25 protein-coding genes, 3 pseudogenes and 1 riboswitch are annotated in these 24,894 nt (G+C 38.6%); of the genes and pseudogenes, 6 read left to right on the forward strand and 22 right to left on the reverse strand.

Going from position 1 to position 24,894, the window contains the following annotated elements; all coding sequences use genetic code 11:
• Window positions 1-32 precede the first annotated feature (32 nt).
• The 5 genes from RCG24_RS05990 to RCG24_RS06010 all read right to left on the reverse strand — a co-directional run bounded on the left by RCG24_RS05990 (window position 33) and on the right by RCG24_RS06010 (window position 2,744).
• Window positions 33-527: a DUF4871 domain-containing protein gene (locus tag RCG24_RS05990; RefSeq protein ID WP_308078598.1), complete on the reverse strand. Its 495-nt coding sequence runs from the start codon at window positions 525-527 to the stop codon at window positions 33-35.
• A gap of 199 nt (window positions 528-726) precedes the next feature.
• The gene (locus tag RCG24_RS05995) at window positions 727-1,434 is read right to left on the reverse strand and encodes a DNA alkylation repair protein (protein ID WP_308078599.1); all 708 of its coding nucleotides are present in this window, start codon (window positions 1,432-1,434) and stop codon (window positions 727-729) included.
• A gap of 220 nt (window positions 1,435-1,654) precedes the next feature.
• A complete protein-coding gene (locus RCG24_RS06000) occupies window positions 1,655-1,879 on the reverse strand; it encodes a hypothetical protein (RefSeq protein WP_308078600.1) in 225 nt (74 codons plus the stop codon).
• A gap of 66 nt (window positions 1,880-1,945) precedes the next feature.
• On the reverse strand, window positions 1,946-2,365 hold the full coding sequence (locus RCG24_RS06005) for an SHOCT-like domain-containing protein (RefSeq protein WP_308078601.1): 420 nt from the start codon (window positions 2,363-2,365) through the stop codon (window positions 1,946-1,948).
• A 1-nt stretch (window position 2,366) separates the two neighbouring features.
• On the reverse strand, window positions 2,367-2,744 hold the full coding sequence (locus tag RCG24_RS06010) for a DUF2089 domain-containing protein (protein ID WP_308079122.1): 378 nt from the start codon (window positions 2,742-2,744) through the stop codon (window positions 2,367-2,369).
• A 362-nt stretch (window positions 2,745-3,106) separates the two neighbouring features.
• On the opposite strand from RCG24_RS06010, the gene RCG24_RS06015 reads away from it, so the two are divergent.
• Genes RCG24_RS06015 through RCG24_RS06025 form a run of 3 tightly spaced genes read left to right on the forward strand, consistent with a single transcriptional unit; the run spans window position 3,107 to window position 6,918 of the window.
• Complete coding sequence (locus tag RCG24_RS06015; RefSeq protein ID WP_308078602.1) at window positions 3,107-4,195, forward strand: GerAB/ArcD/ProY family transporter; 1,089 nt, start codon at window positions 3,107-3,109, stop codon at window positions 4,193-4,195.
• Window positions 4,192-5,748, forward strand: coding sequence for a spore germination protein (locus RCG24_RS06020; protein ID WP_308078603.1), 1,557 nt, complete (start codon window positions 4,192-4,194; stop codon window positions 5,746-5,748). The genes RCG24_RS06015 and RCG24_RS06020 overlap by 4 nt, the downstream gene beginning before the upstream one ends.
• Window positions 5,749-6,918, forward strand: a complete 1,170-nt coding sequence (locus RCG24_RS06025) for a Ger(x)C family spore germination protein (protein WP_308078604.1) — start codon at window positions 5,749-5,751, stop codon at window positions 6,916-6,918.
• Between the two features lie 367 nt (window positions 6,919-7,285).
• On the opposite strand, the gene RCG24_RS06030 is transcribed toward RCG24_RS06025, so the two are convergent.
• Window positions 7,286-9,112, reverse strand: coding sequence for an APC family permease (locus RCG24_RS06030; protein ID WP_308078605.1), 1,827 nt, complete (start codon window positions 9,110-9,112; stop codon window positions 7,286-7,288).
• Window positions 9,113-9,262: 150 nt separating this feature from the next.
• Window positions 9,263-9,405, reverse strand: a riboswitch (cyclic di-AMP (ydaO/yuaA leader).
• 131 nt (window positions 9,406-9,536) lie between these two features.
• Here RCG24_RS06030 and RCG24_RS06035 point away from each other — a divergent pair.
• Window positions 9,537-9,665, forward strand: coding sequence for a hypothetical protein (locus RCG24_RS06035; RefSeq protein ID WP_202654275.1), 129 nt, complete (start codon window positions 9,537-9,539; stop codon window positions 9,663-9,665).
• Window positions 9,666-9,789: 124 nt separating this feature from the next.
• On the opposite strand, the gene RCG24_RS06040 is transcribed toward RCG24_RS06035, so the two are convergent.
• The 5 genes from RCG24_RS06040 to RCG24_RS06060 form a co-directional block, all read right to left on the reverse strand.
• Window positions 9,790-9,990, reverse strand: coding sequence for a cold-shock protein (locus RCG24_RS06040; protein ID WP_202654274.1), 201 nt, complete (start codon window positions 9,988-9,990; stop codon window positions 9,790-9,792).
• Window positions 9,991-10,209: 219 nt separating this feature from the next.
• A complete protein-coding gene (locus RCG24_RS06045; protein ID WP_308078606.1) occupies window positions 10,210-11,685 on the reverse strand; it encodes a degradosome RNA helicase CshA in 1,476 nt (491 codons plus the stop codon).
• A 275-nt stretch (window positions 11,686-11,960) separates the two neighbouring features.
• Window positions 11,961-12,437, reverse strand: a complete 477-nt coding sequence (locus RCG24_RS06050; RefSeq protein ID WP_202654272.1) for a CarD family transcriptional regulator — start codon at window positions 12,435-12,437, stop codon at window positions 11,961-11,963.
• Window positions 12,438-12,734: 297 nt separating this feature from the next.
• Window positions 12,735-13,490, reverse strand: coding sequence for an IclR family transcriptional regulator (locus RCG24_RS06055; RefSeq protein WP_308078607.1), 756 nt, complete (start codon window positions 13,488-13,490; stop codon window positions 12,735-12,737).
• Window positions 13,491-13,582: 92 nt separating this feature from the next.
• Window positions 13,583-15,016: an aspartate ammonia-lyase gene (locus RCG24_RS06060; RefSeq protein ID WP_308078608.1), complete on the reverse strand. Its 1,434-nt coding sequence runs from the start codon at window positions 15,014-15,016 to the stop codon at window positions 13,583-13,585.
• Window positions 15,017-15,506: 490 nt separating this feature from the next.
• Between RCG24_RS06060 and RCG24_RS06065 the strand changes: the two are divergent.
• Window positions 15,507-16,057, forward strand: a pseudogene (locus tag RCG24_RS06065) (recombinase family protein); the annotation flags it as partial.
• A 43-nt stretch (window positions 16,058-16,100) separates the two neighbouring features.
• Complete coding sequence (locus RCG24_RS06070; RefSeq protein WP_202654268.1) at window positions 16,101-16,472, forward strand: DUF4158 domain-containing protein; 372 nt, start codon at window positions 16,101-16,103, stop codon at window positions 16,470-16,472.
• Window positions 16,473-16,888: 416 nt separating this feature from the next.
• On the opposite strand, the gene RCG24_RS06080 is transcribed toward RCG24_RS06070, so the two are convergent.
• The 11 genes and pseudogenes from RCG24_RS06080 to RCG24_RS06130 all read right to left on the reverse strand — a co-directional run bounded on the left by RCG24_RS06080 (window position 16,889) and on the right by RCG24_RS06130 (window position 24,777).
• Complete coding sequence (locus tag RCG24_RS06080) at window positions 16,889-17,233, reverse strand: YolD-like family protein (RefSeq protein WP_202654267.1); 345 nt, start codon at window positions 17,231-17,233, stop codon at window positions 16,889-16,891.
• A 12-nt stretch (window positions 17,234-17,245) separates the two neighbouring features.
• Window positions 17,246-18,475, reverse strand: coding sequence for a DNA polymerase IV (locus RCG24_RS06085; RefSeq protein ID WP_308078609.1), 1,230 nt, complete (start codon window positions 18,473-18,475; stop codon window positions 17,246-17,248).
• Window positions 18,476-18,889: 414 nt separating this feature from the next.
• A pseudogene (locus tag RCG24_RS06090) lies at window positions 18,890-19,159 on the reverse strand (GNAT family N-acetyltransferase); the annotation flags it as partial.
• Window positions 19,160-19,194: 35 nt separating this feature from the next.
• Window positions 19,195-20,409, reverse strand: a complete 1,215-nt coding sequence (locus tag RCG24_RS06095; RefSeq protein WP_308078610.1) for a translocation protein TolB — start codon at window positions 20,407-20,409, stop codon at window positions 19,195-19,197.
• Between the two features lie 259 nt (window positions 20,410-20,668).
• Window positions 20,669-20,896: pseudogene (locus RCG24_RS06100) on the reverse strand (LLM class flavin-dependent oxidoreductase); the annotation flags it as partial.
• A gap of 72 nt (window positions 20,897-20,968) precedes the next feature.
• Window positions 20,969-21,301, reverse strand: coding sequence for a hypothetical protein (locus RCG24_RS06105; protein WP_308078611.1), 333 nt, complete (start codon window positions 21,299-21,301; stop codon window positions 20,969-20,971).
• 103 nt (window positions 21,302-21,404) lie between these two features.
• Window positions 21,405-21,929: a tRNA lysidine(34) synthetase gene (locus RCG24_RS06110; protein WP_308078612.1), complete on the reverse strand. Its 525-nt coding sequence runs from the start codon at window positions 21,927-21,929 to the stop codon at window positions 21,405-21,407.
• Window positions 21,904-22,194 carry a tRNA 2-thiocytidine biosynthesis protein TtcA gene (locus RCG24_RS06115; protein WP_308078613.1) on the reverse strand — a complete coding sequence of 97 codons (291 nt, stop codon included), beginning with the start codon at window positions 22,192-22,194 and terminating at the stop codon, window positions 21,904-21,906. Before RCG24_RS06115 ends, RCG24_RS06110 begins: the two co-directional genes overlap by 26 nt.
• Before the next feature lie 35 nt (window positions 22,195-22,229).
• Window positions 22,230-23,258 carry a uroporphyrinogen decarboxylase family protein gene (locus tag RCG24_RS06120; protein ID WP_308078614.1) on the reverse strand — a complete coding sequence of 343 codons (1,029 nt, stop codon included), beginning with the start codon at window positions 23,256-23,258 and terminating at the stop codon, window positions 22,230-22,232.
• Window positions 23,258-24,646: a cobalamin-dependent protein gene (locus tag RCG24_RS06125; RefSeq protein ID WP_308078615.1), complete on the reverse strand. Its 1,389-nt coding sequence runs from the start codon at window positions 24,644-24,646 to the stop codon at window positions 23,258-23,260. The genes RCG24_RS06120 and RCG24_RS06125 overlap by 1 nt, the downstream gene beginning before the upstream one ends.
• Window positions 24,643-24,777 carry a hypothetical protein gene (locus RCG24_RS06130; RefSeq protein ID WP_308078616.1) on the reverse strand — a complete coding sequence of 45 codons (135 nt, stop codon included), beginning with the start codon at window positions 24,775-24,777 and terminating at the stop codon, window positions 24,643-24,645. The genes RCG24_RS06125 and RCG24_RS06130 overlap by 4 nt, the downstream gene beginning before the upstream one ends.
• Window positions 24,778-24,894: the final 117 nt, after the last annotated feature.

A 24,894-nucleotide genomic window follows, 5' to 3' on the forward strand; every position in this document is an offset into this window, starting at 1 on the left:
AACTATATAAGTCTAGGGGGTATTTTAGTCATTTATTCATTGATTTCGTAAACTAATATATCAAAAAGTTTTTCATCCGTATAAAGCAGGATCGCCCATTCTCCTGGCTTTGGAATCTTGACATTGGATGGTGCGTGGGCATCTGCTCCATTATTTGGACCGCCAAGTTCAATTGTCCAACCTGTTTTTAATATTTGATGGACGGTTTTTGTTTCTTTATGATATCCTACAACCGTTAAATTTTTAGGACTTTCAATGCCCCACAAATGCCACATCCATTTTTGTGGGCTTAAACTTGGCATATCCGCACCAATGACACCTGATTTATTTTTATTCCCGATTATATTGTTTTTTAAAGCAATTGCCTTTTTATCCCAATTAATCCCCTTAAAATCACTTTCTTGAACAAAATCAGGAATCCCTTCTGGTAACTTCATATCCTTTTCTGTTTCTTTTGATGTGCAGCCCATTAACAGTGAAATCCCAATCAGAAATAAAAATACTGAAAACCTTTTTATAACAATCAATTTGTAAATAACCTCCTCTTCATTTTTAGACGAAAAATAAGAGGTTGGGTTTCAAAATATTCTGACTTGCCTGTTTACTTTTGTCATTTTATAGATGATAATTTGCGTCATTTGCGGACTAGTGAGCAGATATAGAAGGGGTCCAAACCAAATCGATCGTCAGATTATGTTTATCGAACTCGCTGATGCCCAGCTGATTTTAGCATCTAACATACTTTCGCTTAAAACCAAGCCTCCCTCTATCCTTTTCTTTTTGAATACTTGTGTAAGCATTTAGAAGGCTGGGTTTTTTCTTGTCCCGTTTGACTTCTACTGTACCTACTTCCTTCGCGGTCTTAACTGCCTTTTCATGTAGCGGCAAATAGGAAATTCCCACGGTGTATAGAAAGTTATTCATCGAGGACTTTGTTCGTTCTGGCGAATCATGAATCGTATTTTTCACCCTATCAAGCATAGTAGAAATCTTGCTTTCGGAAAATTCATGATCTGGGCGATTCCCTAATAGCCAGCAGTAGCAGCTCCAGCCCGCTGACATTCTCAGTTCATCATGGCTTGCAATCCATTTATCAGCGACGTCTTGTGCAATATCTGACTCCGATAACGTGACGGCCACTACATAATCAGACAGCATATAAAAATACGCTCCATCCATCCAACGATCAAAATCCGACTCAGACATGGCTTTAGGGTCTGCAATAATGCCTGCAAAGTACATGGCATCATAGTTACCTGTGGCATAAAGCTCTTCCGCTAAAGGTTGATTTATTTTTATTTTCTTTGCGATTGGTTTCATAGCACCTGTAGCCACACCAAAAAGCGGCTCATGTGCACCATTGGATATGTACATTCTTTTCGTTCGTTCCTTGCCGAGGGCTTTGAGCTCCTGCATCACTGTTTCGAAATCCATCGTTGTGTACTTCCTTCCGTCATATTAATAATTATTCACTTCCTTGGCTTTAAAGAATCTTTTTACCTTTTTACAGAAGTTTCCGGGATTGCTCATACTTCTTCCTCTCACTATAAATATTGATTTACCAGCGTTTTGATCCGTTGGTTAGATACCAAAGTATTTTTCGACATGTTTGCTAACAAATTTTAAATAATAGGACAAGTTTTGAAAATTGGAACTAAAGCCTGATCTTGACTTCAGTTCCATCCTTTGCTTTAATATCGACCAACACAATCCCTTTATGATTTTTAAGTTCATCGACGATCCTTTTTAAAGCCGATTTATCAAGTGGGGGGATGACAAAAGGGATTTTACTTTTTTCGATATATGCCTTTGACCATTCGTTCACATGCTGCTGCAGCATTTTTGAACAAAGAATGGAAATGCCTAAATTCAAAATCATAGATGGAATAGGAACTGAGAAACTTACATCTTTTGATTTTACTCTAACATGCAGCATCTGCGTCCTCTATTCGATGATGACTGAAACAGTATCGCCATTTGCCGCTTTAATGTCAACAATTTGACCATCCAGTTCGTTTTCAATCGCTTCAAGAATCATGTTAATATCAATATCCTTCAAATATTTCTCTGACTCGGGTATACTTGAGGCAATGCTGTGTCCGGCCATGAGAACAACCTTGACAAGTTTGATTGGCAAATTGATCTTAACATTGTCATTTTCTGATGACTCAACACGGATCTTTAGCATTTTGTCCAAATATTTCGATGTCCGCGGCCCGTCATCCTTTGAGAAATTCGTTTTTTTTGTAAGTATATTGCCGCTTTCTTCCTTTTCCTTCAAGACTTCAATTAGCTCTGAGCCCTTTTCTGCATCAATTTTACCTTCCTGTACCATGGCCAAAACCTTTGCAATTTCTTCTTTCATGTCATTCTCCTCCTCCTTCGTCTTTTAGAAGCTTAATTGCTTCTTCCGGAGTGATCTCTTCATTTTCCAGCATAGCAACAATCTTTTTCTCATCCACTTCATTTTTCTTTTTTGGCTCATAGCCTAATGATGTGATAATATCTGTTAGCTTGCCACGAACCGTTGGATATGAAATCCCAAGTTCTTTTTCAACTTCTTTGATGTTTCCTCTGCATACTAAAAATACTTCGACAAAGTCCAGCTGATCCTTGGACAGCGATGCTAATTTCGACATTTCAAACTCATTTTCAATTGTTGTGCTACAGTGTTCGCAGCGCAGCTTCGTAACCTTCAACTTATGACTGCATACCGGACAATTTGTAATCACTGGATAGGTCATAATCAAATCCTTTCTGTAGTTTAATTTAATTTGATTATAATTCAATAAAATTAATATGTAAATAAATAATTTTAATTTTATTTATTTTTATATTAATATTTTTAACGTATTTATTTATTTTTTTAATTTTAAGCAGGTGATATTGGTCTGTTCTCCGGTGGCATGATGGAATCATGTTCTCCGGCCCTGATTTAACGGATTGCATTCATTATTCAAACTAAACCGTCTTAAGTTAAGGTGTTCTTAAAAAGTAGAAAATGCCCATTTCCTCCCAGGTTAAACTTAACCGAAGGGTATTTTTGTTCATAATCAAGCGTTATCGGTAGTTAAAAAATTTCCTGTTTTTTAAGGGAGTTCGTGGTATGAAAAAGACTGAAACGATTAGTATCCTTCAAGCCTCTATGATCATAATTACCGCCATAGGAATACTAGATCACGTAATCGTCATTCCAATATTGCTTCAAACAGCAGGACGGGATTCGTGGATTTCTGTGTTGTTCTCGGGGATTTTGTTGCTAGCTTGGATTCCACTCATTTTTTTCATCATGAAGGGAAGCGGACAGCAGCACCTTTTCCTTTGGCTAAAGCAACTTTTAGGGCCTATATTTGCCTATTTAATTATCCTGATTATCCTTATAGAAATGTTTCTCATGTGTGCCACGACTATTCGGGATGTTACCTACTGGACTAATATTACATACCTGCCTAACACACCAAATTTGGTCCTTGTTTTCTGTTTTTCGTTGGTCTCCTTTTATATTGTTCATTCTGGATTGCGTTCCATTGCGATTGTGAATGGGATACTGCTTCCCCTTGTAATCGTGTTTGGCTTCATTGTTATGGCTTCAAATTTTCCCCATAAAGATTATTCCATGCTGTTTCCTCTTTTTGAGCACGGATCTGAATCTGTCCTAAAAGGAATGATGTACGCAGGGTCAGGGTTTGTTGGAATATTCTATTTTGTTTTTATGCAGCATCGAATTCAATCAAAAATAAGGTTTTTTCCCCTTCTAATAACAGGAATGATGTTGGTGGAATTGACACTTGGTCCTCTAACAGGGGCGATTGCGATTTTTGGGCCGTATGAAGCTGCAAGAATGCGTTTTCCAGCATTTGAACAATGGAGGTTGGTCACGTTCAAACATTTTATTGAACATGTTGACTTTTTATCTATTTATCAATGGATCGTCGGATCTTTTATAAGGGTATCGTTCGGAATGTTTTTAATCCCGGAACTTTTGAACATACCGAAGAGTAAAAAACGAACCGGTTACTTGATTGTGTTGTTTGTTCTTCTGATTGCGATATCCCAAGTCCCCATTAGCGATAAAACGTTCATGATATTGTTATCGAAGGTATACCTGCCTTATATACTGCTATTAATTTTACTCTTATCTGCTTTACTTGCCTCAACAGCATGGATACAAACAAAAAAGAAGGTGGAGTCATGAAAACTTGGCAGTTTATCACTAACCTTTTTCAAAAGGAACAACAAGCAAAAAGTAATCAGGAATCGTCTGCCGGAGCGAAACCCCAATATGTGGATTCCTCTTTGGTGAAAAATGAGACATGGGCTAAGGAAACTTTCAAAGATTGCCAAGATGTTAAAGTTGAGAAAATAAGCTTTCACGAGGGACCGGTGGTTTGCGTCCTGATGATCTATTGTGAAGGGTTATCCGATACGAAACGGGTTAATGAAACCATCATTCCAAGCTTAAGCAAATGTCTTGATGAGATTGGGTCCCAGTTTTTAAATGAAGATGCGCTGCTCTCTCAGTGGTCCATATCCTCGTTACAAAAGGAAGTGCTGCTGAATAACCTTGAACAGAAAGTCTTTAACGGGGAAATGATCTTGTTTTTTGATGGGCTGGCATCCGCTTTTACCCTCAACATTTCAAACCCCCCCAACAGAAAACCTGAGGAGACTAATACGGAGGTTTCCATACGCGGGCCAAGAGACGGGTTTATTGAAGATCTTTCCGCAAACGTTGCGTTGGTTCGGAAAAGATTACGGACCCATTCTATGTCTTATGAACAATATACATTAGGGAAGCGCAGCCAAACGAAGGCAGGGCTCCTATATATAAAGGATGTCATTCGTCCAGAAGTAGTGGAAGAAGTTAAATATCGGCTTTCTGAAATTGACATGGATGCTATATATAGCTGCAATGAACTGGAGGAATGGCTGGCCGAATCAAAATGGAGTTTGTTTCCGCTTTTCGATTACACAGGCCGGCCGGATTATTTGGTCTCCGCCTTACTGCGAGGTCGCTTTGCCATTCTTCTTGACGGTGTTCCAACAGCAATCATTGCTCCGGTCAATTTAACGTTCCTATTTAAGTCTGCTGAGGATCTTCATAATCCATATTCAGGTGTTGCATTCAGTAGATTTTTAAGAGCACTAGGCTTGTGCATCGCCTTATTCCTGCCGGGTTTTTTTATCGGTATCGCTACATATCATCAGGATCAACTTCCCTTGACACTGCTGGCCACCATTGTAATGTCAAGAAAAGGGGTGCCACTTCCCACTCCTATAGAAGGCATTTTCATGTTACTTGCCTTCGAACTGTTTAAGGAAGCGGGGGTTCGCCTTCCAAGTGTTATCGGGCAAACGCTTGCCGTAGTGGGCGGTTTGATCATTGGAGACGCCGCCATTCGCGCAGGGCTCACGAGCCCAACGTTATTGGTAGTAATTGCGACAACTGCAGTGGCCACGGATACTCTTGTGAATCAGTCTTTGATCGGAGCCGTAAGTATTCTTAGGATTTTAATCCTAATCGTCACTTCTTTTTTAGGGATATTCGGACTTCTCCTTTCCGTTATCGTAATTCTGATTAGCCTTGCCAATCTGCGTTCTTTCGGGGTTCCTTACCTTTCCCCCATTTCCCCCATTTCCTTTCGTGATATTGTTCATGCAGTATTTCGTGCTCCGGCTGTCTATATGAAAAAGCGTCCGAAAATGCTGAACACCGTCGATACAACAAGAAGAAGGGATCAGAAATAAATGAAAAGAAATGATTGGAGAAAAGCAATATTTGCTATTTTGTTTCTTCCCCTTCTATCGGGTTGTTGGAATGCCAAGGAAGTGGAACATATGTTTTATGCACATGCAGTGGGAATCGACTATTTGGATGGAAAATATAATGTTTATGTGCAAATTTTGGATTTTTCTACATTGGGTAAACAGGAAAGCAGCGGAGGGAAAAGTGAGACTACAGAAGGAGCTTGGGTAGGAAAAGGGCAAGGAAATACTATCGAGGCAGCTCTTCATAATTTGTATAAAACTTCACAACGAAGAATTTATTGGGGCCATCTTAATACCGTGATCCTAAGTGAATCAGTATTGAAGCTTGGCATCCATGAAGGCATAGACCTATTAACTCGTTTTAACGAATTCCGGTATACGCTGTGGATATTCGGAACCCGGGCACCGGTCAAAGATATACTTCTTGCCTCGCCCATTTTGGAAGCTTCGCCTGTCTATTCACAACTTGGTGATCCAGGTGATGCATATAAACAAAGTTCTTTTATACTTCCCAAACAGTTATACCGGCTCATTGCCGAGATGAAGGAACATGCTAAAACCCCGTTGCTTCCCATGATCAACACAGTTAAGGGATATTGGGTTGACAAAAAGCAGGAGTATAGTGCTCTTGAAGTAGAAGGTTATGGACTCATTAAAAATGGAAAGTGGAACGGTTGGCTACCTAGGACAAAAGCGAAGGGGCTCCGCTGGATCGAACGGAGAACGGCCCGTGCCCCGCTTGTAATAGGTTCGGAAAAACAGCCTGTTGCCAGTATAATATTCGAGCATCCAAAACATGAGATTGTTCCGGTAGTTCGTAACGGTAAGATTTATTTCAACCTTACTATTAGAGTAAAAGGCAACATTATTGAAATAGGAAAGGGAGCCTCCGAGTCATTATTAAAAAGCAAATCTGAAAAGTTGATCCGTGAAGAGATTAGGCAGACATATATGGAAGGGCTCAAGCAGAACACGGATGTTCTTAATCTGCTGGATTCCCTTTATCGAAAACAACTGCCGGAATGGCAAAGACTTGGACAATCTGGCAAGGTTCCTTTAGATGGTTCATCGCTTCAGAAAATCAATGTAAAGGTGAATATTACGAACAGTGGAAGGACGGTAGATAGGTTTTTCGATAACAGTAACTAATAAGGGTCCTCAACAAAGTTATTTTCGCACGTTAAAATCCACGAGGGATGCTGCGTATGTAAGTTCAAAGAATTGAGGGAAGCCACTAATGTATCTTAAATTCTTTACACCCTAATTCTCTTATCGAATAAAATTAAGCCGATGAATCCTTAGCGTAGGAAAAATCGGCTTTCTGTATGTCGAAATTTGCTTAGCGTATGTTTTCCGCTTTTTGTTGGTGGAGCCCCAAATATGAATCATTACAACCGGTTATTTCTCCCATAGTTCAACCAGTCTACCTTCTGGATCTGTAATCCATATAAAAACAAATTCCTTCTTCAATCAGCCTGCTCTTTTGTTAACATAATGCATAAACATATGTTGTTTCTTATTTTTTCAAGTGGTACGGAACCGTTGTAACGACTACATTTCTCCGATACAGCAGGAATGTCCGAATCAGTAAGCTTGATTGGTTGTGAAGAATATTTTGCCAGCCTTTCTTAGGAATAAATTGGGGAATGACCACCGTTACCCGGTAATTTCCTTCCCTTGCTTTATGCTCCACGGTATCAACAAATTTCGTCAGCGGGTTGATAATACTGCGGTAATAAGAGTACAGTGTCACCAGTCTTACGTCAGGCTGCCATTTCTTCCATCTCTCTTCAAACTGTTTCTCATCGTCTCTGTCAAATGATACATAGACCGCAATAATTTGGTCAGGAGAAAGGGATTTAACATAATTTAAGGTATTCTCGACAACATGCGTCATCCCAGCAACAGGTACGATCATCACATTACCCTCAATAGGGAAAGATGGTTCGCACGTTTTAAGGCTAAGCTGGTCTCCAACCGCTTCATAATGCTTTCTAATTCGATGAAAGTGGTAAACAATGGCAGGTAAGAAAATTAAGATGGGCCATACCTGCGTGAATTTTGTTACCAAGAAAATAATCGTGACGGTAAAGCTAATCAAGGCACCAGTTGTGTTGATGAAAAATTTTGGAACCCACCCTTGCGGCTTTTCTCTCAACCATTTCACCATCATGCCGGACTGGGACAAAGTGAAAGGCAAAAAGACACCAATGGCATAAAGCGGGATCAGATGCTCTGTTTTTGCATGAAAAGCTATGATTAAAAGGATAGAGGAAATTCCTAGTATGATAATGCCGTTTGAATATCCTAATCGATCCCCTCTAATCAGAAACATTCTTGGGATAAACTTATCCTTCGCCAGATTAACGGCCAACAGCGGGAAAGCAGAAAATCCAGTGTTCGCAGCAAGAATTAAGATCAACGCGGTCGTTCCTTGAATAAAGAAATAGACAAAATTCCGCCCAAAGGTATCTTCCGCAATTTGCGAAACAACGGTCACCTTTTCACTTGGGGCAATTCCATAGTAATAGGCTAAAAACACAATTCCAGAAAACAGGATAGCTAGCAGCGCTCCCATTGCCATTAATGTTTTCGCAGCATTTTTTGGAGCAGGGGCTTTAAAGTTCGGGATGGCATTCGATATCGCTTCCACCCCTGTTAAGGCAGAACTTCCTGATGCAAACGCCCTTAAAAGGATAAACAAACTGATCCCTGCCACTGGTGTGCCAATGGGCGTGTGTAAATGCGGAGGAACCCCTCCCGATGCAATCTTATAAATCCCTACACCAATTAAGATAAACAAGGCAAAAACAAATAAGTAAACAGGATAGGCTAATACGGAAGCCGACTCCGTTACTCCTCTTAAGTTTAAAATGGTGATAAACAGGACAAATACAATGGCAATTTCCACATTATAGCCATGTAAAGCAGGAAAAGCAGATGTGATTGCATCCGTCCCGGAAGACACACTTACCGCAACAGTTAAGATATAGTCCACCAATAAGGAACCTCCAGCAACCAAACCTGCATTGATACCTAAATTGCTCTTTGAAACGACGTAAGCCCCACCGCCATGAGGATAAGCAAAGATAATTTGCCGATAAGACAATATCAGGGCTGTTAAAAGAATGAGTACACCCACTGCGATCGGAATGGAGTACCAAAATGCTGCTGAACTGATCGTAAATAAGACGATCAAAATTTGCTCAGGGCCATAGGCCACAGATGATAGGGCATCTGATGAAAGAATGGCTAAAGCCTTCGTTTTGTTTAGTTTCTGTTCCCCTAATTCATAGGATTTTAATGGCCGTCCAATTAAAAGCCTTTTTATAGATGTAAACATTCAATCCTCACCACCATAAAATGTGTATCAATAAGATATTTGCCCTTGTTAAGGATAGACTCTTAACAGGAGAGAAATAAAAAAGTGCCTACAAGTCAAATGAAATAGACCTGTAGACACATCAATTTACGATTGTCACAAGCTCCACCTTCCTTCTCAATATAACGCTTACGAGGTTAGCTGTCGGATTCGGACCTTTGAGTAGCCCTACCATGAAAGGATTCACCCCTAGGGTCAGTCACAACCCACAAAAATGGTTCCCCCGTACCTAATGGTTTCAGCGATTTAAGAAAATTGAAACTGTGATTATCTTACTCCCATGTTCAGAAAATGTAAATATTTTTTTAAAATGATTAAAACCGAGAATGAACGGAAAGGTTAGATACGTGGATAGATCATTTCACTCGTGCCAAAGGAGGATAGCATGTTCAAAGAAAAGAATCCCATTTTATCTGATGAATTTTTAGATCACTTAGTGAAAGAAATCAACCAGCTATATGGTGAGCCAACCAAAGAACAAATGACGGAACCCATAGACCATGATGAAGAGTAAGTTGACAAAAAGGTTTTCGCATTACTGACTTCAAACCGCATAATGCGGTTTTTTGTATTCCTCTTCATTTTTTAGCTCAATAAAAAAAGACTCTAAAAGAGTCTTTTAATATTTGTTCTTATCATTAAGCTTTGTGAACGTTTGAAGCTTGGGGACCACGTTGGCCTTGCTCTACGTCAAAAGTCACTGCTTGACCTTCTTCAAGAGTTTTATACCCTTCGCCTTGGATCGCTGAGAAATGAACAAATACATCGTCTCCACCTTCACGTTCGATGAATCCGAAGCCTTTTTCGCTGTTGAACCATTTTACTTTACCTTTTTCCATTTGTGTTGCCTCCTAATGTGTAAATAAACACAATTTAATACTATCCTTGCTCTCAGTGATGATCAAGACGAAAAGCTTAACTGATACTATCCCTTACACCGAACAAAAATAATTCTTCTAAAGAATAGCATTTTTTGAATGTTTTTGCAAGGATGTTTACTATTAACTGTTGAATTTGGGGTACGAGTACAAAAAAAGAGCGATGAGATACAGAATATCCTACTTATTTTTTCCAGATAAAGGTATTCTTTCTTTTTTTCGTGAGGACTTGGAAGTTTTTTTACGTTTACCATTGCCTCCTTTTACGCCAAATTCCCTATTCCCCTTATAGTTTCTCCTTTGTTTTTCTTGTCCTTTTCCTTTAGACTTATTGGCATATCTCGGTGCCTCGGAAGTTAGCTCCACAGGAATATCCTTCTGTTCCTTCGACAACAATTTCAAGGCAATGGAAACTAACGCGATCGAGTCGTATTGTTCGAGCAATTCACTTGCTGCTTGTTTAAACTGTTTGTAATCCGCCTCTTCAACCAATTGAATCATTCTTTCGATTGCGGCTCTCTGTATTGACTCCCTTGCCTCTGCTATAGTCGGTATGGATTTGCGCTGGATATGCCCTTTTGACGCTTTTTCAATACTGTGAATCTGTCCGATTTCCCTCGGTGTAGCAAATGTAATGGCTAACCCTGTCTTACCTGCCCGCCCCGTTCTGCCAATTCGGTGAACATAACTTTCCGGGTCTTGGGGGATGTCAAAATTGTAAACGTGGGTAACCCCCGATACATCAATTCCTCTTGCAGCCACATCGGTTGCCACTAAAATATCAATGTTTCCCTCACGAAATTTATTCATCACCACATCTCGCTGTCGTTGATTTAAATCTCCGTGCAACCCATCGGCAAGATACCCTCTTTTATTCAAGGCATCACTTAATTCATCCACGCGTCTTTTTGTTCTTCCAAAAATTACGGCTAATTCTGGATTATCCACGTCTAGTAGACGGCAAAGGACTTCAAATTTATCCCGTTCTTTAACCTCATAATAAATTTGCTTAACTGTTGGAGAGGTAACTTCCTTCGCTTTAATCTTTATTAACTCCGGATTGTTCATAAACCTTTCAGCAAGATTTTGAATCAGTTTGGGCATGGTTGCAGAGAATAGCAAAGTTTGTTTTTCATCAGGGGTCTCTTTGAGGATTCGTTCGATATCCTCCAGAAAACCCATATCTAACATTTCATCAGCTTCATCCAATACCACCGCTGAGATGCGATCTAACTTCAATGTTTTACGTTGAATGTGATCCAAAAGTCTCCCAGGTGTTCCCGTAATAATGTGTGGGACCTTTTTTAATGCTTTAATTTGGCGATCTATAGACTGTCCTCCATAAATAGGAAGTGAGGATATGCCCATGTATTTCGCAAGCCGATTGATCTCTTCTGAAACCTGAATCGCTAATTCTCTTGTCGGGGCGATGGCAATCGCCTGAACAAATTTTTTACTCGTATCCACTTTCTCCAAGATAGGTATGGCGAAGGCAGCTGTCTTACCTGTACCTGTTTGTGCCTGACCAATAATGTCCTTCCCTGCCAAAGCAATGGGGATGGCTTTTTCTTGAATAGGAGATGCTTCTTCAAACCCCATATCCGTAATCGCTCGTTGAATGGGTTCACTAATGCCCATTTCCTGAAATGTAGTCATACCTCAATCCCCTTTTATTTGTTTACTCTTTTTTATATTGGACTTAACCTCTTGTTAGAATGCACATATTTATTAATTTTTACAAGCTAATTAGGAAAGACCCTGTTTACACGATTATCATAAACAAAGTTCATAATATGATGATTTATTTTTAAATATGTTTCTCTCCTAATAAAAAAGCACCCATTTATTCGGATGCATACTGACATATTGATTGTTGATGTTACCAAAAATTTTTTAACAATAAAGCATTTTAGGATATTTTAAAAAGGCACTCATCCAACCTTTTTATTTAATAAATCTATTGCCTGATTTTCAGTGATCCCTCTAATGATGCTTAGTTCACTAATGAAAATCTTCCGTGCACTCTCAAGCATTTGCTTTTCGCTTGAATTGAGAGTTTTCTTTTTGTTTAAGCGCATTAAATCACGGACAACTTCCGCACCCTCCTGAATATTGCCTGTTCTCAACTTTTCTGTATTAATCTTGTATCTTTCTTTCATTGAGAGTGTTGTATCTGTTTGCCCGTATTGAAAAATGTCCAATACGTGTTCAAGTGTAGGTATATCGGCAACTAAGCGAATTCGTGATTTTTTTACTTTGTCAGTAGGAATCATTACTTGCATGTCCCTGATTGGCATTTTTATCAAATAATACCGATGTTTCTCACCTAGAATTTCTTTTTCTTCTATTGCTTCAATCACACCGGCACCCTGCATTGGATAAACAATGGAATCACCAACATGAAACATTTGAACACCTCCAAATTTGAAACCTTATTAAGCATAACACATAGGACATTTTTAAGCAAATAAATTATTATACCACCATTTATCATTATATATCAACACTTTTATTTTAGAATTTCTTTTTCGGCTAATGAAAAGTCAAAAAAAAATACAAAAGAATGAAGCAACCTTTGTATTTTTTAGTTCTTGAAATTCTTCATTTGACATTGCCATACCATCATCCCTAAGGAAAATATAATTACTGAATAACATTTCATTAATTTTAATTATATCAATAATTCAAAAGATATTTAAAGGGTATCAACTCCCGCCGATTAAAGCTCCAATCGATTTCGCCTTACATTTTAGCAATTCTGCGTACTCGGCAATTTTTTCATCGTTAAGCCGAACTTCCGGAGTGGCTATTCCGAGGGAGCCTTCTACACCCCGTGGCCCCAAAATAGGGACTGCCACGCCTGCTGTACCTAAGGTTGTTTCCCCAAAGCTAACGGCATAACCTCGCTCACGGATCAGACTTAACTCTTCAACCAAAGCCTCTTTGCTGTGTATCGTTTTGGGGGTTCTTAATTCAATTTTGAAGTGACTAAGATACGCTTCCTGCTCACCCGGCTCCATAAAAGCAAGAATCGCTCTCCTGGTGGCAGCGATATGAAGCGGAAGCCGCAGGCCAATGGGTTCATATACTCTCAACTGATGGTCGCTGTCAACAGAATCAATCAGCATAGCTTCGTATGAATGAACCAAAATATTCAAATAGACCGATTCCCCTGTCTTATTCTGTATCTCCTCCATGAAGGGGCGCGCCACATCTTTGATGGAATAAAGCGATTGGGCTTGAAAACCCAATTCAATCAAAGCCGGTCCGAGGAAAAACTTTTTGCTTTCCTGATTTTGACTGACAAAACCATACTGCTGCAAGTCCTGCAAAATACGGTGGGTGGTTGCCGGATTAAAGCCTGCCAGACGGGCTAATTCCGCTGCTCCCCATTCTTTTTTTCCCTCACGCGGCTTTAATAGGGATAATAACGTAAAGGCCTTATTTAACAGTTCTGACATTACATTGGTCCTTTCCTTAAACACTATTTGAATTCAATTCATTGTATCATTTACTGAGACTATCCCCCCTCTTTCAAGGGGCAGGTGGAAGACTATTTTTCCATCCTATGCCCGGCTAAATAATCGGTAAATAACTGGCTGCTTTTTTCCGGCTCCGTTAAGACGAACGGGTCAAGCAGCAAATGGGCCTCCTGCTCTGACAGAATTCCTTTTTCTACCACGATTTCTTTAATGGTGCTTCCTTTTATATAGGCTTCTTTTGCCAAACCAGATGCTTTTTCATAGCCGAATAGAGCGGCAATGACGGTTGATAGAGCTAATGATGAACGGGCATTTTCTTCACAAATTTTTTCATTGGCTTTAATATCCTTGATACATTTTTCAATAAAGATGCGAATTCCGTTGGTTAACCATTCAAACGACTCGGAAAGATTCTTTATGATTAACGGTTCCCACACATTTAAATCTAATTCGCCGCGGTCCGCAGCCAGCATGATAGCCGTATCATTTCCGTATACTTGGAAACAGATCTGCATCACCATCTCCGGGATGACGGGATTGATTTTTCCCGGCATGATCGATGAACCCGGCTGGACGGCCGGAAGAGAAATTTCGGAAAGACCCGCGCGCGGTCCCGATGATAGCAGACGAAGATCAGAGGCCATTTTTGATAATCCCGAGGCTAACCCTCTCAAGACAGCTGACACTTTTAAGTAAAAATCACCATTTTGCATCCCGTCAAAAAGATTTCTGTCTTGATGAAAAGGAACGCCCGTGATTGATGATAAATGCTCATAAACTGCTTCTACATAACCCGGATAAACGCCAATTCCCGTTCCAATGGCTGTTCCTCCCAGTGGCAGGGACAAGCAATGTTTTTGAACCTCTCTTAACTCAAGGATATTCCTTTCAACAAATCCTTTATACCCGCTGAATTCCTGTCCTAATGTGATCGGTACAGCATCCTGCATGCAGGTTCTGCCAATTTTGACCACATGCTCAAACTCTTTGATTTTCCTTTCCAATATTCGTTCTAACTGCTCCAAGATTGGAATTAGATCCTCTATATAATCATAACAAGCTATATGTATCGCACTGGGTATGACGTCGTTTGTTGATTGTGCCATGTTCACATGGGTATTCGGATGGACGCTGGTATAGCCTTTTTCTCCGGTTAGCCATTCATTGGCCCTGTTGGCAATGACTTCATTTACATTCATATTTAACGAAGTCCCGCCCCCTCCTTGAAAAATATCAACCGGAAATTGGTCATCCATTTTTCCTTCCAAAATTTCGTCTGCCGCTCTCCCAATTGCCTTGGCTGTTTCAGCGTCTAGCCGGCCAATTTGATGATTCGCCATCGCAGCCGCCTTTTTAATGCAAGTAACGGCATGAATGACTTTTGGATAAGTACTTTCCTTAATGCCCGAAACAGGAAAGTTGGTACGAGCTCTCTCCGTCTGGATTCCATAATACCTTTCATCTTCCAGATCCATTTCGCCAAGAGAATCTTTTTCTTTTCTCATTTTCTGGCCCTCCATTTTTAACCGTCCAACACTGAGGTAGGAAAAATTAATTTTAGTATATCTCATATTATGATATTAAATCATAAATAATGAGATCACTATCATTATATTCCTTGTCTAAATTGTTCTCAAGTTAATTTGGAAGGTTTTTTCAAGAAAATTTGGGAAAACCGAACCGTTTAATTGAAGTTTTTGTGGAATTTTATGTTAAACTAAACATAATGGATTTGCGAAATTTTACATATAAAACTTACGGTTAAATGTTAGTGGATTAAATGTTTTAAGATAGCAGGGCCTATTAATTAATGGAAATTTAAATTTTAGATGTGACAATAATAAAATCTCAAAAACGATTGTTTTTGAGATTTTTTATTTTGAACAAATTTTGTTCGATTTAATAACCTTTCGATGTTTCAAAACATTACTTAAAATCTATATATCTATTACCACCGTTTATGATACTATTTTACATAGAGGTGAATGATTTTAAATGAGTTCATATGTTTATGGTTACGCTCGGGTAAGTACCCGGCAACAAGAATTAGCTCGACAACTTGATTTATTGGAAAAACATAATTGCAATGAAATATTGACTGAAAAAATGACAGGAACAAAGGCTGATCGCCCTGAACTAGGCCGGCTGAAGGATAAATTAAGACCGGGTGATATTGTAGTAGTTGAGAGTTTTTCACGTTTAGGTAGAAGTACGAAAGATTTAATTGATTTAGTCAATTATTTTGAGAACACGATGTAAAATTAATCAGTTTAAAAGAAAACTTCGACACATCAACACCACAAGGAAGATTAATGATGACAGTGTTCCAAGCATTTAGTCAATTTGAACGTGACTTAATTGTTGAACGGACCAAAGAGGGATTAAAAAGTGCCAGAGCGCGTGGTAGGCAAGGAGGACGACCAAAAGTTAATTCAAGAGAGATTACAAAAGCAATCAAACTTTATAATACCGAGCAATATAGTGTGAAGGAAATTGTTGAAATGACTGGAATTAGTAGGGCCACTCTTTACCGATATTTACAAAAATAAACGTTCAAAATATCTTAGAAAAAATCAAGGGAGTTATGTTATGGCATCGATTGAGAGAACAGCGTATCCTCGATTTAAACGAAACCTAACGAAAAAAGAACTACATCAAATCTATACTCCAACAATAGAGGAAATCCAATTTGTTTATTCCTTTGCGCGGGGATCAGAATTTTTGCTGAAGGCTATGGTGCTGCTGAAAGCGTTTCAGAAATTGGGGTACTTCCCAAAGGGGAGCTCCATCCCGAAAGGGATCATTGAACATATTCGAGATTGCTTAAGCTTATCACAGGATACTCCACTTGATATCCAACCATCTCGAGTTACCCGTAAATATCAACAAAAGATCCGAAATCGGCGAAAATGCTGTTATTGGTATGGGAGCTGTTGTGTTAAAAAGTGTTGGGGATGGTGAGACAGTTGTGGGGAATCCAGCCAGACTTCTTACCTAAGAAATTCCCCTTTGATTCAATTAGAAAAAAGCAGCGGAGCAATACTTATTGTTTCAAGAAGAAACCTTAATGCTCTGTCTATTTAATATCTATCATTAAGTTCCACAAATTTGTTTTCTACCTTTTAATTTTTAATATGCTATATTGGGGTAATTCACTTTGGAGTAATGTGAGGTCAGACCCCTTAATAGACAGCCCCTTCCTCCGACAAATAACCGTATTTTACTCATGCATTAAATAAATCATAGGGTGAAGGAGCGCTATCAACAATTGTTCCTTCATAACCTTCGTATACTTCGAAAACTTCACCTTCATGGTATAGATATAGTTGATCTCAGCTTAGAAGGCACCGATTAGAAATTGGTGTCTTCTTACACTATTAGCAGATTTCAGCTTGTAAAATGCGCTCAAAGGAAAGCCTTAGAATATCTTTATCGTTGATAATTTTTAACCATCCTTCAATTATATTTACTTTTTGAATCCATCCCCAAAATTTTGCGGTTCCATATTTTTCTGCATAGGTTATCGTAACTGCTCGCTCTTGTTCAATTGATTTAGCAATCACACGGTTAATTTCTTGAAGCTGGTCATCGTCTAATATAGGCGGGTTAAATTTTTGTTCTTTACGCTTCTCCTCTAATAGTTGCTCTCTATGTTCAGGTAGCATCATCCGACTCGATTCCCACCGTAAATTATAACCTTTGCTTAACTTATTCACTACCATTTAGAATCACCTCTATTTATAATGTCCACCTATTTTTCTTGCACGTTCAGAAGCTTGACCTGCTTTAGTTAATGAAGAAGCCCTATATATTGCTGTACGTCCATATTTATCCCAAATAGCATCAAATACTGAATTTAGCTTTTCTTTTCGTAAATAATTTTCAAATAAATCAATTTGATAATTATCAGATGGTTGCAAATTAGATAATGAAACACCTAGACTCCTGATCGGCTGTTTATCCCAAAATTGTTTTAGTAATTGATAAGCAGCATTAAAAATATCTAAATCGTAATTAGAAGCCACTGGTAAAGTTGTTTGACGATGAAATCCTGTTGGGAAATCAAAACTAGCACCACGTACTCCACATGACACTGTAACACCCATGTATCCTTTTTTTCTACATCTCCTTGCTACTTCAGTACATAATTCAAGAAGAACTATTTTTATCTCATCCAAATTAGTGTAATCTCTGGGCAACGTCATATGGTGCCCTATTGCCTTTTGTTGATTATGTGTTTTAACTGTGACAGGTGAGTAATCAATACCGTTAGCAGTCTGCCATAGTACTTCTCCATTAATTCCCCAACGCTTTTTAAGTAAACCAACTGGAAATTTAGCTAACTGTCCAATCGTAAAGATGCCCATACCTTGCAAATGCTTCTCCATTTTTTGTCCAACACCAAACATCTTTCCAATAGGTAGTTTCCAAAGTTGCTCCATATTTGTCTCATTCAGCTTAAATATTCCCGTCTCATTTTTTTTTGCAAAATTATCACATGCCATTTTTGCAAGAATCTTATTTTTACCAATACCTACCCTTGCATATACCCCTGTATCATTCATTATCTTCTGTTGAACCTTTTTAGCGATTTCAAACTCATTCCCAAATAACTTTTGACTACCCGTGACATCCATAAACTGTTCATCAATTGAAAATGGTTCGACCAAATCAGTAAATTGCTCCATGATCTTGCTAATTGCTAACGAGACATCTATATAAGTTTGCATATGTGGTCTAACTACAACTAGATCTGGACATTTATTTTGAGCTTCCCATAATGTCTCTGCGGTTTTAATACCATACTTTTTCGCAAGTGGACATGCAGCAAGTATAATACCTGATCTGCGTTCAGGATCACCGGCTACAACTAGAGGTTTATCTTTGTATTCACTATTTCTAATTTTTTCAACTGATGCATAAAATGATTGGATATCTGCAAGGAAAATCACTTTATCCCCCATCACATTATCTCCTCCCATAAAAAAAGAACATACTTTCGCATTTATTATATGCGAAAGTATGTTCGTTTAATACTGGTAAATAGTTCAAACTTATAAAATATAAGAAATTACTAATTTATGTAATAAAAACCTGATTTTAACAACTTCATCCAAAATGCTTTTTTGAACATGGTCAAATTTCTTCTTAACAATTTGTTTTGAAAGAGTATAAAGTAAAATTCATTCAGTTTAAACCATATCTGAATGGTCATGTTTGAATTGGAAAGAAAGCACATGCTAAAATTACTCTTTATCACAAAGCTCTCTTTGAATTGCTGTTTTTTTACCATGTGCTACATACAAATTCACAAATCAGTTTAATAAGAAAATGGCTTTACCCTATGTTGAAGAAATGCACTTTTTGAGGAGAACACACTAACTTTTATCTAAAACCAAATCGCTGATTTTGATCCTCCAAATCATATGATCGTGCCCTTTGCCCCAATAATCCTTTAACAAATAATTAGGGTCTCCGAATTTCTTTTTCCAGATTTTTTGAGCACTTGTATATCCACTATCTAAACAAAATTCTTCGATGCCTTTACTCTTTAAAGTAAAAATCATCGTATTCAACAGCAAATTCCCTACCCCCATCTTCTGGTAATCCGGCAGAACAAATACTGTACCTACCTCCATCAGCTCTTTGAAAATGTTGTTTTCTAGTTTTTTCTTATGATTGGTCACTTTTTAAATAAAACAGGTGTGGAATCTACCTCTTTTATCCATATCCTCGCTTGTTTCTGCTTATCATTCTTTATCCATACATCACCTTTGTCCGTTTTATCCTGCCTGCGTACCCATGTAAGAGTAGAGCCAACAGCCTGGGGATCCGCATCTAACTCATTTTCTTTTGGATGTGTAATTTGTTTCTGAGTGCCTGATCCTATATCGATCTCATATAAAGAAGTGAACATAGTGGGAACTGGCCCCTGTTTCCACGCTTTGTTTTCCTGTGACCGCGCAACAATCACTTTAGAAGGTGTCATCCACTCCAAATCTAGGTCTACATATCCTTTCGGGGTATATGCTGCCTGCTTGACGGATACCTCTAAATCGGCCATTTTCATTATTTTATTTTCAACCAAAAACCGTCCTTCTCCTGAAATATAAGCTAACTGGTTGGCTTTGGGTGCCCATTTATACCAGTCACTAAATCCTAACATCCTGCCGATGTCTTTGAACACTTTTCCATCTGAAGATACAACACATAAAGGATTACTATCCATTGCCCAAGAAGGTGTTGGGGTGCCGAGAAAGCTGGCCCATTTGCCGTCATAGCTCCATTTAAAATCACCAACAGTAACGGCAAATAGATCATTTTCATCGATGGGAATGGAGTACAATCGCTTCGCTTTGGTCTCATTTAGATTCATGTCCTTTGGAATACGATACAATTTAATCGGCTCCCAGCCTGTGGGAAGACGGTTGGACGCAGCAGACACAATAAACTCTTTCCCATTTGGATACCATTCAAACCCACTAACACCTAACGACACATTTTCAAATCCATAAGGCCTGCCATCCTTCGTCTTTGTAACATTTAGGACCCACCCGGATACATAAGCCAGCTCATTTGCCATAGGGGACCAGGTAAAAGAAGAAGTCGCAATGCTATGGTATGGTTCATAGTTTTCTTTCTTCTTCGTATCATAAATCCACAGGTTAGACTTCTCCCCCTGCTGATCCCCATCGATGTAAGCAATAAATCTACCATCATAGGACCACTGGGGTGAATGGACATATTTATTTTTGGTAAGCTGAATTTCACAGTCTCCGTCTTTCATCCATAACTGGTGGTCACGAACAAACGCAGCCTTCAATGGCACTTCTGCCTTCGTCACCGAAATGGGCTGAAAGAAGAAAGGTATCAACAGGAACAAAATTTTTATATGCACGGCATTCCCTCCTGCTCATTAGACTTACCAAATAAATTCAAGTTGATGCCTTTTTTAACTAAGCAGCACTTCAAAGTGAACGGTAGAAAAGCTTAATAACCCTTACACAATAGGAAAAAAAGGAGAGAAATGAAAAATAACCCAATAAGGCTTTTGAGTCAAAATTTATAAGTATTTACCACAGAACAGACAGATCGACCAGTAAACGAAACTAAGGTATCAGTCTTAACATGACTATATTTAGTGCAATAGAGCGTTCTATTTTTATCCTTTTGGTGTTTGGTGAAATGGCTGCTAAGATGACCTGAGGTAAAGAAACGGCATAATCTAAACGATGATGCTCCCCTACCCCAAACACATCGAGTCCAGCCTCATCCGCCATTTTGGCGGCTTTGACCACTTCTTCGATCCGCTGCTTTGCCCCGATCGTTTTCCCTGTTTCTGGTTCTGGGTATAAATCTGCTAATGAATAAATTCCAATTTCCATACCGTTTTGACCTTCCCCCCCTCAAAATGCTCTTCCCCAGCAATGATGTAAAAGGCTCTTGTTAAAGATTATTCAATTCATTCGAAAAGAGGAGTCAACTACCCCCACTGAGGTGAATCTTTTCAGTGGGGGCTCGAGTTTGAACTCCTGATGCTCTTGAATTAGCCCTTCTTCTTCTGAGATTAAAGAAACTAGGTTCGCCACGTCGATATCCTCTCGCGCTTTTCCGATCTCCTCCATGCAGCTATGGATGACGGTTCCAAAAACAGGGCCCTTGCCTTTCTTTGATCTGGTTACGACCGTTTCAGCTTCCCCTTTTACAATCGATGTTACATTGCTCTTTTTGAAGGACAGATTCTTTGCATTTTCCAGCCAATGGTTCCAGTCTGACAACAAAGCCGGCAAATCAGGGGCCTCCTTCCCCTCTTTTTAGAAGCTAAAAACCTATCACCGTTCGTCATTTCCATTGATCCATTTCTCAAATAAGTCCCAATGTCGGATCGTTCCGTCATTGTTTAATATCTGTAGAGTCACACCATCCCCGTTCCCTTCTTGAAACACGACTTACCTTCCAAAAATCCTCTTCTTGAACAGTAATTGCTCCATTCATAAAATTTTGCCGCAAATGAGGGTATTTTGCACTTAATATCTTGACAAGCTCTTTCATTTCTTGACGTTTGGTATGTTTATCAGCCGGACAAGGATTATCGATAACGGGTATACCTTTTGCTTTGACAAAATTTATGATCGTCTTTTCTTCGATAGCAAGCATCGGACGGATTAAGCTAATGTTAGCGCGATCCAAATAGGTTATCGGCTTAAAAACAGCTAATTTGCCTCCATAAAAAAGGTTCATAAAAAAGGTCTCAATCCCATCATCCAAATGGTGACCGTAAGCCAATTTATTACAATTTAAGGAGGCGGCATAGTCAAAAAGAATCCCTCGCCTTAAGTTAGCACATAAGGAACAAGGGTTTTTTTCTTTTTTAACATCAGAGACAATTTGACTAATGTTTGTTTCCTTTGAGTTCATGCCCAAGATCTTGAACGAATTCTTTTAAAGGCAGAATGTCTAAATCCTTAAACCCAAGTGAAAGTGTAATTGGAATAAGATCGAAATGAAACGGCAGCTGTTCTCTTAAAATCGTTAATACATACAATAAAGTGGAACTATCTTTTCCACCGGATAAGCCTATCGCTACCCGATCCCCCTCTTCGATCATTTGGTATTGCAAAATAGTTTTCTTAATGGGGGTTAATAGTCGTTTTCTATCAGAATTAGATAATCTTAACATCATTTCTACTACCCCTAAGTATTTTAAATGTTTAAAAGCTATTTATATTTTCCAAACTCTTTCGTAGCGTTAACCATTGTTTCAATCACTTCAAATGGCACATTGTAAGGGATTTCGGGACCTTGAGATGAAACAACATATCCATATCCATTGGCAGCTTTATTGATTGCTTTTTTTACCTCTAATTGCGTTTTGATTGCATTCCAATTGAGCATCTCGATATTATTAAAATTCCCCATAATAGCAATTTTACCATTTGCTATCTTTTTGCATTCCTTTAAATCATCGTTATAATCAAGAATCGTCACAACCGCGCCTGTTGTAGCAATTAAATCTATGATTCCTTGAGCACTTCCAACCGCTTCATAAACCACTGGCACCGGGATTTCTTTAATGGTTTCTTTGACTAATAAGAGTACATGATTCTCGAATAATCTCCTGCTAATAACCGTCTGAGACGCAATACCATCTGCCATGACAATGATGTCTGCCCCAGCCTCCACCATTTTTTTTGCCCATGAAATGACAAATTGTTTACATTTATGCAATAACAGCTTTAAATATTGATCTCCGTTTCTATCTTCCTCTAAGAGCAACCTCATAAACGCACCGGTTCCCATCAGCATACTCGGTAAACTAAAAGGAGCAATTAGTCCACCAATGACAGCTGTATGTTGACCCACTTTTTTGGCTAAGATGCTAATCGCTTTTAGTGTTTCTTTCGTTTCCATCGAATTAGTAGGATCCGGTACCTTTAAGTCCAGAATATCTTCAACATTTCTGATAATCATTTTTCCAACGGTAGGCGAGCCGTTTTGATGATAGGTTAACGGAACCCCCCAAGGAGTCAAATCCTCAACCACATGCGGCATACCAAAAACCGCATCAGGTTCTAGCAGTTCCAGTAATTTTAATTGTCCATTCGCTATGTATTCCCCATTTTTTTGATAGGTCGGTAAATCAAGGTTCAAAAGTTTCGCCCCTTGTGTTAAAGCAACAGGTACAACAGGAACCCTGTCTACTGCCTGAAACGTTACCGCTTTTACTAAACGCTCTTTTGAATTCATTATTTAACCACCCTCTTATGTAGTAAACCTAACAATTCTTTTGCTGTTTTAATCGCTTCAATCCCGTTTTGAGCCATGGCATCTGCCTTTACACGTTGAACGAGACGAGGATCAAAGTTAAAAGGTGCACCCCCGACCAGTATTTTGACATGTCTTAATCCTTTTTTATCGAGAAGTTCTCTTAAATGTATGACTTCCTCTGCGGTATGCAGGATTAATGCCGAAACACAGATTAAGTTTGCTTTTTCTTTTCTTACAACTTCAACGAATGTTTCATTCGATACCGACAGTCCCAAATCGACTACATCGAATCCAGCCATCCTTAAAAACGTTGAGATAATTTGTCTTCCTAGTGCATGATAATCTCCGAAAGCATTCCCGATAATAATTTTTCCTAATTTTTTCCCCTTCTGGTCTTTCTCTAATAAAGGAAGTAACACATCTAAACAAGCTTCGATAATTCTCCCGTTCACATAAATCTCACTTAAAGGAACAAGTCGATCAATTTGTTCCCTTCCTATTGATTCAACGGTTCGTTCCAATATTTGCGTTGTAATAAATTCAGCATCCTCACCATTATCAAGGGCATGGTGAATAACAGCAAGGCAATGTTCCAAGTTTTCATTTTTAAAATTTTTATAGAATTCCTGGTACAAATCGATTGCACCTTTATAACTCGTAAAGTTTGCTGAAACCCCTAATTCTTGATTGATATCGTCTATCATTTCCTTCGTTAACTCTACTTGTTGCAGAAGGATTCTTTTCACATTGCCATAACTCATTTTGTTATACTCCACCATGGTATAAACCTTTTGAATTAGATCATAAATAGTTTTTAGCGTGTCATCCAAAACCATAGACTCCGTGACAATGTTTTCACTATCTGTATACATAGAAATAAAGCTTTCTTTGCCTTTTTCTAATTCCTGTACCACTTGAAATAAAGTTTGATTGTTCTCATTTAAGATTTGTGTCATTTCAGAGGTTTGCTTTGTTAATTTGCTTGTGGTGTTGGTCATATTCACGGAAGCATTACTAGTGATATCTGATAGTTTTCTTACTTCCGTTGCAATAATTTTAAAAACATCTCCTTTTGGGCCCAGGCGGTACGCCTCAATATTAGCATTTATGGCTAGAATATTCGTTTGTGCAGACACTTCTCGCAGTAATTTAAGGGTTTGTTCCATATTTTTGTCTACTTCTTCATTTTCTTTATTCAATTCAAGAACAGTAGAATTTATTTCACCATATTTTTCGCTCAGTTGAATCATTTTATTTAAGCCATCCAAAAACAAGTTCAACTGTTCATCAATATGTTGTTTTGTTTTTTCTGCCATCAGCGTTATGTAATGATCATTTCCTGTATATTCCGTATAAACCGCTTTCATTTTATCAAATAATCTTCCAACGCTTCTGAGGAAGATTCTATATCTTCACAGTAATTGATTTGTGACCACAGGATCGTAAGCTGTTTTTCCAACTTCACTTTTTGCTTTTCTAAAAACGTTTGACTAGACAAATATACTCCTCCCTTATGAGTAGGATTAATCTATTGTTAAAACAATTATATATCATTTTCAAACCTATTTTTATAACAATCCATGAAAAAAAAGACCGAACATGCACGTACTATGTT

The organism is Neobacillus sp. OS1-32 (assembly GCF_030915425.1).
Lineage (GTDB): Bacteria > Bacillota > Bacilli > Bacillales > Cytobacillaceae > Neobacillus > Neobacillus paridis.